The 6,880-nt window shown below is 68.8% G+C and carries 8 protein-coding genes; 7 read left to right on the top strand and 1 reads right to left on the bottom strand.

The genetic code is table 11. The annotated features are described in order from the left end of the window. Positions 1-423: amidohydrolase family protein (locus P3H15_RS52700; RefSeq protein ID WP_276144608.1), on the top strand; the 423-nt coding region annotated here is incomplete at its 5' end. 51 nt (positions 424-474) lie between these two features. On the opposite strand, the gene P3H15_RS52695 is transcribed toward P3H15_RS52700, so the two are convergent. Continuing rightward, the gene (locus P3H15_RS52695) at positions 475-1,527 is read right to left on the bottom strand and encodes an Ldh family oxidoreductase (protein WP_276144607.1); all 1,053 of its coding nucleotides are present in this window, start codon (positions 1,525-1,527) and stop codon (positions 475-477) included. Between the two features lie 85 nt (positions 1,528-1,612). Between P3H15_RS52695 and P3H15_RS52690 the strand changes: the two genes are divergently transcribed. The 6 genes from P3H15_RS52690 to P3H15_RS52665 are packed head-to-tail and all read left to right on the top strand — an operon-like array spanning position 1,613 to position 6,325. After that, positions 1,613-1,933, top strand: coding sequence for a putative quinol monooxygenase (locus tag P3H15_RS52690; RefSeq protein WP_276144606.1), 321 nt, complete (start codon positions 1,613-1,615; stop codon positions 1,931-1,933). Positions 1,934-1,975: 42 nt separating this feature from the next. Further along, the gene (locus P3H15_RS52685) at positions 1,976-3,394 is read left to right on the top strand and encodes an NAD-dependent succinate-semialdehyde dehydrogenase (RefSeq protein WP_276144605.1); all 1,419 of its coding nucleotides are present in this window, start codon (positions 1,976-1,978) and stop codon (positions 3,392-3,394) included. A 45-nt stretch (positions 3,395-3,439) separates the two neighbouring features. Beyond that, positions 3,440-3,910, top strand: coding sequence for a cupin domain-containing protein (locus P3H15_RS52680; RefSeq protein ID WP_276144604.1), 471 nt, complete (start codon positions 3,440-3,442; stop codon positions 3,908-3,910). A 35-nt stretch (positions 3,911-3,945) separates the two neighbouring features. Then, positions 3,946-4,263 carry an antibiotic biosynthesis monooxygenase gene (locus P3H15_RS52675; protein WP_276144603.1) on the top strand — a complete coding sequence of 106 codons (318 nt, stop codon included), beginning with the start codon at positions 3,946-3,948 and terminating at the stop codon, positions 4,261-4,263. Beyond that, entirely contained in the window at positions 4,260-5,462 is a 1,203-nt protein-coding gene (locus P3H15_RS52670) for a lactonase family protein (protein ID WP_276144602.1), read from the top strand. Before P3H15_RS52675 ends, P3H15_RS52670 begins: the two co-directional genes overlap by 4 nt. Positions 5,463-5,491: 29 nt before the next feature. Further along, positions 5,492-6,325 carry a CoA ester lyase gene (locus P3H15_RS52665; RefSeq protein WP_276144601.1) on the top strand — a complete coding sequence of 278 codons (834 nt, stop codon included), beginning with the start codon at positions 5,492-5,494 and terminating at the stop codon, positions 6,323-6,325. The last annotated feature ends 555 nt before the right edge of the window (positions 6,326-6,880 follow it).

Below are 6,880 nucleotides of genomic sequence, written 5' to 3'. Positions count from 1 at the left end.
CTCCCACCAGCGCTAATCGCACCGACGCCACAGCTATCTAGGAAACTCCCGCTAGCTCACGCCGGTGGCACTCTTCCATTCCTCGCCCACCGGATCGGGATCGCGTCACAAACTCCTCTCGGCGATATCTGGCCCGCCGGAGCACCCAAGCCGTCGATCCTCGACGTCGCCAAGCACATCAACAACTTCTATTACGACACCGCACTGAGCCCGGCTCCCTCCGCAATGCGCAGCGTCCTCGCGGTCGGGCAGAAAGAACGCATCGTCTTCGGCAGCGACTGGCCCTTCAGCGCGGCCACCCTCACAGGTTCTGGGGACCCACAACCCGAACTCAGCGAGACGTTCAGTGCCGGCGATCGTGTCCTGATCGAGCGCGAGAACGCACTACGCGAACTCCCCCGGCTCGCGTCGGTCTTGGATTGATGCGGTCGCACCCGATGGCAAGGCCGATCCGCGATCTGTATCGCGCGTGCGTCAGAAGTCCGCGGTGATCCCGACCTGGGCGCCGAGGGTTTCGAGGTCCGTGCGGGTCTGGTCGGGCAGGATGACGCCGCCGGCGTCGAGGTTGCGGTGCTCGGCGCGGTCTTCGAGTTCGCCGGGGTAGAAGATTTCCTCGGCGCCCTCGGCGAGTGGGGTGTGCTTGACCTCGTCGATGAGTTCGCCGACCGAGTCGAGGTAGGCGGTGGTCGAGCCCATGGCGGCGACGTCGATGGCGATGAACAGATGTCCTGCGCCGCTGACCTTGTCAGCCTCGTACGGTCCGTGGACGCGGGTTCCGGTGTGGCTTCCGGTGAGGGCGCCGGAGAGGATGTCCATCATGAACGTGATGGCGTAGCCCTTGTGCCCGGCCATGGGGAGAATGACACCGTCGATGGCGGCGGCCGGGTCGGTGGTGACGCGCCCGGCCGAATCCATCGCCCAGGTGGACGGAATCTCCTCGCCGCGGTTGCGGGCGAGGTAGATCTTGCCGCGGGCAACGGCGGTGTTGGCGATGTCGACGGCCACGACGCCCGAACCGGAGGGGGCCGGGGCGGCGATCGACCACGGGTTGGTGCCGAGGACCTTTTCGCGACCGCCCCACGGCGCCATCGCCGGGCTGGCGTTGGTGGTCAGGATCGACACGCACCCGTCCTGGGCGGCGCGCCGGGTGTAGTACATCGCGGTGCCGAAGTGGTTGGAGTTGCGTACTCCGACCACCCCGACGCCGTGCTCGCGGGCACGGGTGACGGCCTTGCGGCGAGCCGTTTCGGTGAGGACCTGCCCGATGCCGGCGCGGCCGTCGAGCAGTAGCAGAGCGCCGCCGTCGACCAGGGTTTCCGGCCTGGTCACTGTGGTCATCGCGCCGGACTGCAGGCGGGCCGCGTACCAGGGCAGGCGGAGAACACCGTGGGACTGGTGTCCCCACAGGTCGGCCTGCACCAGGCTGTCGAGAACCAGGGCCGCGTCGTCGCCAGGCACACCGATCTTCTCCAGTACCTCGCAGCCGAAGGCGGTCAGAGCCTCGGGCTTCACGCGGACGTCGTTCATGTCAGTTCCCCGTTCCTATTCGATACGCTTCGGTATACACTATGACATACCTAAGGGGATTCAGGAAAGAGTTCAAAGGAGAACCATGCTCAGTCTGATCGTGTCGGTGCAGGTCAAGCCCGAAAAGCGGGAGAGGTTCCTGGAGGTGATCGCCGACAATGCGGCGCGGTCGGTGCGGGACGAACCGGGATGCCTGCGCTTCGATGTCGTCGAGCATGCCGAGGAACCCAACCACTTCTTCTTCTACGAGCTCTACCGGGACACCGACGCGTTCGACGAGCACAAGGCGGCCCCACACTTCGCCGACTGGCGGGCCGGCGCGGACGAATGCCTGGTCCCCGGCAGCCAGGTCAACACCTTCGCCGAGGTGCATTTCAGCGAATCCGATGCGACCGCGCATGCCTGAGCCCGCCGCTACCACCCGTCCCGCCGTCCGAAGGACCCATCCATGACTGCCACCATCACCACCATCAACCCCGCCACCGGGCAACCGCTGAACACATACGAGGCGATGTCACCGGAGCGCATCGATGCCCTCGTCGACGCCGCAGCGACCGCGCAGAAGCACTGGGCGACCGAGGAATTCAAGACCCGCGGCGAAATACTGCGGGCCGCGGCCACCGTCCTGCGGGAACGGCCCGAGGAGCTGGCCCGGCTGGTGACCCGGGAGATGGGCAAACCGCTCGCCGAGTCCCGCGCCGAGGTCGACAAGTGCGCGATCGGCCTCGAGTACTACGCCGACCACGCCGCCACCTTCCTCGCCGACGAGGACTACGCCACCTCCGCCGATCGCAGCTGGGTCTCCTACGAGCCGGTCGGGATCGTCCTGGCGATCATGCCGTGGAACTTCCCGCTCTGGCAGGTGTTCCGGTTCGCCGCCCCCGCCCTGATGGCCGGCAACGCCGCCCTGCTCAAGCACTCCCCCAACACCACCGGCAGCGCCCTGGCTTGCCAGGACATCCTCCTCGCCGCGGGTCTACCCGCCGGATTGTTCACCACCCTGCTGATCGCCGAACCCGACGTGCCCGCCGCCACCGAGAAACTGATCGCCGACCCGCGGATCGGGGCGGTGACCATCACCGGCAGCGAACGCGCCGGCAGCGCCGTCGGCTCGATCGCCGGCCGGGAGATCAAGAAGTCGGTCCTCGAACTCGGCGGCTCCGATCCGTTCGTGATCCTCGCCGACGCCGACCTTCCCCGCGTGGCCGCGCTCGCCGCCCGCGGCCGGTTCCTCAACAACGGGCAGAGCTGCATCTCCCCGAAACGGTTCATCGTCGACGCCGCCGTCGCCGAAGAATTCACCCGCCTGTTCGTCGAAAACGTCGGCCGGCTGCAGGTCGGCGACCCGGAAACCGACGGCACCGACGTCGGGCCGATGGCCCGCAGGGATCTGCTCGACGGCATCGACAGGCAGGTTCAGTCCGCGGTCGCCGCCGGGGCCACCGTCCTGCACGGCGGGCACCCGCTCGAGGGCACCGACGGGTTCTTCTACGCCCCCACCGTTCTCGGTGACGTGCGGCCCGGGATGTCGGTCTACGCCGAGGAGACCTTCGGGCCGGTCGCGACGATCATCACCGTCGACGGGCCCGACGAGGCGGTACGGGTGGCCAACGACACCCCGTTCGGGCTCGGCGCCAGCGTCTGGGGCACCGACGTCGACGCCGCCATCGCCGTCGGCCGGCGCATCGAGTCCGGGGCGTGCTTCATCAACTCCGTCGTCGCCTCCGACGCCCGGATGCCGTTCGGGGGCACCAAACGCTCCGGCTACGGCCGCGAACTCGCCGCTCCCGGAATCCGCGAATTCGTCAACATCCGCACCTGGTGGGCGATGAACGAACCCGGTGCCCAGGCCCCGGTCTCCGAATAGCCCCCTAGCCCCAAACACACTAGTAATCAAGGAGTTTCGATTATCATGACCGACATCACCACCGTCGACCCCACCGCCTTGGCCGTCTCCGCGCAGCTGCGGGACGGACGCAACGCCGCGGTGTTGCGCTCGTCCGAGATCACCCCGCGCCAGCGCGGTGGCGGCGCTCGTACCATCCCGCTGGTCTCGCAGCAGGTCGGTGGCAAGGATTTCCTCAACGGCATCACCATGTTCGGTCCCGGTGCCGCGATTCCCGAGCACTTCCACAACTGCGACGAGTCCGTGCTCATCATCCGCGGCTCCGCGGTCGCGCACATCGACGGCATCGAGCACCCGGTCACCGTCGGCGACAACTCATTCATCCCCGCCGGCATCCCACACTTCTTCCGCAACGCCTCCGACACGGACGAGCTGCACATCTTCTGGACCTACGCCTCCGTGGACGCGAACCGGACCATCGTCGCCACCGGTGCGACCACCCGCATCGACGAGGAACACGGCACCAACCTCACCTGACCCGCCCACCCGGCTCTGCGAAAGGACACCCGATCATGGTGTGGGAGATCGCCCGCCTCGACATACACGAGGGCCACAACAAGGCCTTCGAAGCCGCACTCACCGAGGCGGTCCCCCTGTTCGCCCGCGCCCACGGGTGCCGCGGCATGCAGGTCCAGCACAGTACCGAGCACCCACAGCGGTACTACCTGATCGTCGACTGGAACACCCTCGAAGACCACACCGTCCGGTTCCGCGAATCCGACGACTTCGCCCGATGGCGCGGTCTGGTCGGTGAACACTTCGCGCACCCCCCGGTCGTCGAACACACCGATCGTCTCGACGTCGGATTCACCGCGGAGCCGGTGCGGTGACCAGCGTGCGGCTGAGTCGGCGGTCGTTCCTGGCCGCCGGAGGCGGGGCGGTGGCCGTGGCGGCGGCCGCCGTCGGCGCGGGCATGGGCGCGGCGGGGGCGTGGCCGCTCGGATCGAGCGACGACGGGGGCCCGGAGCGGGCGATGTTCGCCTACGTCGGCTGCTACACCACCGCCAAGAGGGAAGGCCACGGGCAGGGCATCGCCGTGTTCCAGGTCGATCGGTCCGGGCGGTGGGAGCCGGTGCAGGTGCTGCCCACGACACCGAACCCGTCCTATCTGATCACCGACCGAGCCGCGGCCACCCTCTATTCCGTCGAAGGCGACGGCAACCGCGTCACCTTCTTCCGGATCGACAGCGGCACAGGGCATCTCACCGAACTCGGCACCGTCGACACGGGTGGCACCAACGGAGTGCACCTGGCCCTCTCCCCCGACGAGACCCGGCTGGTCGTCGCCAACTACGCCACCGGGTCGATCGCGGTCTTTCCCCGCGCCGCCGACGGCACCCTCGGAGAGCGATCGCAACCGGTGCAGCTGACCGGCACGCCCGGGCCGCTGCCGGAAGACCAGAAGGGGCCCGGGCCGCATCAGGTGCTGTTCGACCCGACCGGCCGGCACCTGATCGTCCCGGACAAGGGCACCGACCGTCTGCACCGACTCGGCTACGACGTGGCGGCCGGGACGCTGTCGGTGCTCGGCGATCCGGTGCTCACGCCGCCGGGAACCGGACCGCGGCATCTGGCCTATCACCCCTATCTGCCGGCGTTCTACCTGGTCGACGAGCTGTCCTCGCAGGTCACCGTCTACCGCTACGACCAGCAGACCACCGCCGTCACCGCCGGCGCGTCCGTGTCGACGTTGCCGGCCGGCTTCGACGGAGAATCCACCGCCGCGGCGATCGTGATCAGCCGCGACGGCCGATTCGTCCACGTCTCGAACCGGGGACACGATTCGGTCGCCTCGTTCGGCATCACCCCGGTCGGATCCCTGACGCCTCCGGTCCTGACCGACACGGGGGGTCACCAGCCGCGGTTCATGACCCTCGATCCCGCGGGCGGGACGTTGTATGTGGCGAACCAGAAGGGCGACAGCATCGTTGCGTTCGCCCTCGATCCCGTGACGGGGCGACTGGACCGTCGCGGGGAGCCGATCGCCACCGGCACGCCGTCGTGCATCACCTTCGTCGACGTTCCGTGAGCACCTACCGAAAGGACTCCTGAGCACGCATGCCTATCCCCGATCCGTCCCGCATCGCGCTCGCGCGGACCTGGCTGCTCACGGCCGCCGCCGATCCCGCGGTGATCGCCGGCGCAGACTCCTGCGGCGCCGATGTGCTCGTTCTCGATCTCGAGGACGGCGTCGCCGACCGCGACAAAGTCGCCGCCCGGCATCACACCGCCCGGTGGCTCGGTGACGGCCATACCGACTGGGTGCGGATCAACGACGCCACCACCAGTCACTGGGCCGAGGACCTGCGGATGCTCGCCGACACCGGTTGCGTCGGCGGGGTGATGCTGGCCAAGACCGAGCATGCCGAACAGGTCGAGGCCACCGCCGACCGGTTGCCCGCCGGCACTGCGATCGTGGCGTTGATCGAGTCCGCACTCGGGCTCGAGGAGGCCCGCCCCATCGCCCGGGCCGCCGCCACCGTGCGGTTGGCGTTCGGCAGCGGCGACTTCCGCCGTGACACCGGGGCCGGGGCCGACCCGGTGTCGTTGGCGTACGCCCGCTCACGTCTGGTCGTCGCCAGCCGCGCCGAGCGGATCGCACCGCCCATCGACGGCACCACCCACGCCGACACCGACACCGATCTGCTCGCCGGGGTCGCGGTCGGCGTCGCGGCCGGGATGACCGGCAAGCTGTGTCTGCGCCCGGACCACATCGCCTCGATCAACACCGCACTATCCCCGACCGCGCACGACATCGACTGGGCCGAGACCGTCATCGCCCGTCTCGGTGCGGACGGCGCGCACGTCACCGACGGCAGCGACCGACCGAAACTTGCTCGCGCCCTACGCATCCGGCAGCTCGTGACCGCCTTCGCCACCAACGGCGCCTGAAACCAGTCCGCCGCGCGGACCGAACCGACATTCACCCGCGCGCCGGACCTTCCCCGCAGCGTGCCGCACGCACCACCTCCAGGTGCGGGCGGCACGCTGCCTTTCTCGTTCTCGCGTGGGATGTAGAAAGACGAGCGAACAGCCGGGCCGGGAGAGTTCTGCGCTGGTGCGCCTGCCGCCTGGACGGTGCCACGCTCCGCGATCATGCCCACGCTGCCGGTGAACCGTACGCGGCGCTCCGAGTCGGGACGTCCCCCGCATGACTATTGCGCGTTGGAAAGTGCAGAAACCTGGTCTGGTTCTATTCGCCGCCGCCTGGACGCAGCCTCCCGCACAGATCCTGCGACCGCGCCGCCCCCTGGGATGGTGTACGCAGCAACGCACGGATCTTCTTCCACGATCTGACGACCTTGCGTCCATCTGACGCCGGTACGCAGACGGCCACGGTGGGTGAGATCGCGTGATGCGTTCTCACCCACCGCGGCCGGGGAACTGGTTGCCGGCTAGGCGGGTTCCTTGACGCCCACCACCGGGCAGGGCGCGTCGAGCAGGATG

The sequence above is a fragment of the Rhodococcus sp. T2V genome (genome assembly GCF_029269925.1).
Lineage (GTDB): Bacteria > Actinomycetota > Actinomycetes > Mycobacteriales > Mycobacteriaceae > Rhodococcus_F > Rhodococcus_F koreensis.
This window is presented reverse-complemented; position numbering and strand designations above follow the sequence as displayed.

Excerpts from the sequence above, each read along its gene's own strand:
- P3H15_RS52695 (WP_276144607.1), bottom strand. The coding sequence starts at position 1,527 with ATGAACGACGTCCGCGTGAAGCCCGAGGCTCTGACCGCCTTCGGCTGC.
- P3H15_RS52690 (WP_276144606.1), top strand. The coding sequence starts at position 1,613 with ATGCTCAGTCTGATCGTGTCGGTGCAGGTCAAGCCCGAAAAGCGGGAG.
- P3H15_RS52685 (WP_276144605.1), top strand. The coding sequence starts at position 1,976 with ATGACTGCCACCATCACCACCATCAACCCCGCCACCGGGCAACCGCTG.
- P3H15_RS52680 (WP_276144604.1), top strand. The coding sequence starts at position 3,440 with ATGACCGACATCACCACCGTCGACCCCACCGCCTTGGCCGTCTCCGCG.
- P3H15_RS52675 (WP_276144603.1), top strand. The coding sequence starts at position 3,946 with ATGGTGTGGGAGATCGCCCGCCTCGACATACACGAGGGCCACAACAAG.
- P3H15_RS52665 (WP_276144601.1), top strand. The coding sequence starts at position 5,492 with ATGCCTATCCCCGATCCGTCCCGCATCGCGCTCGCGCGGACCTGGCTG.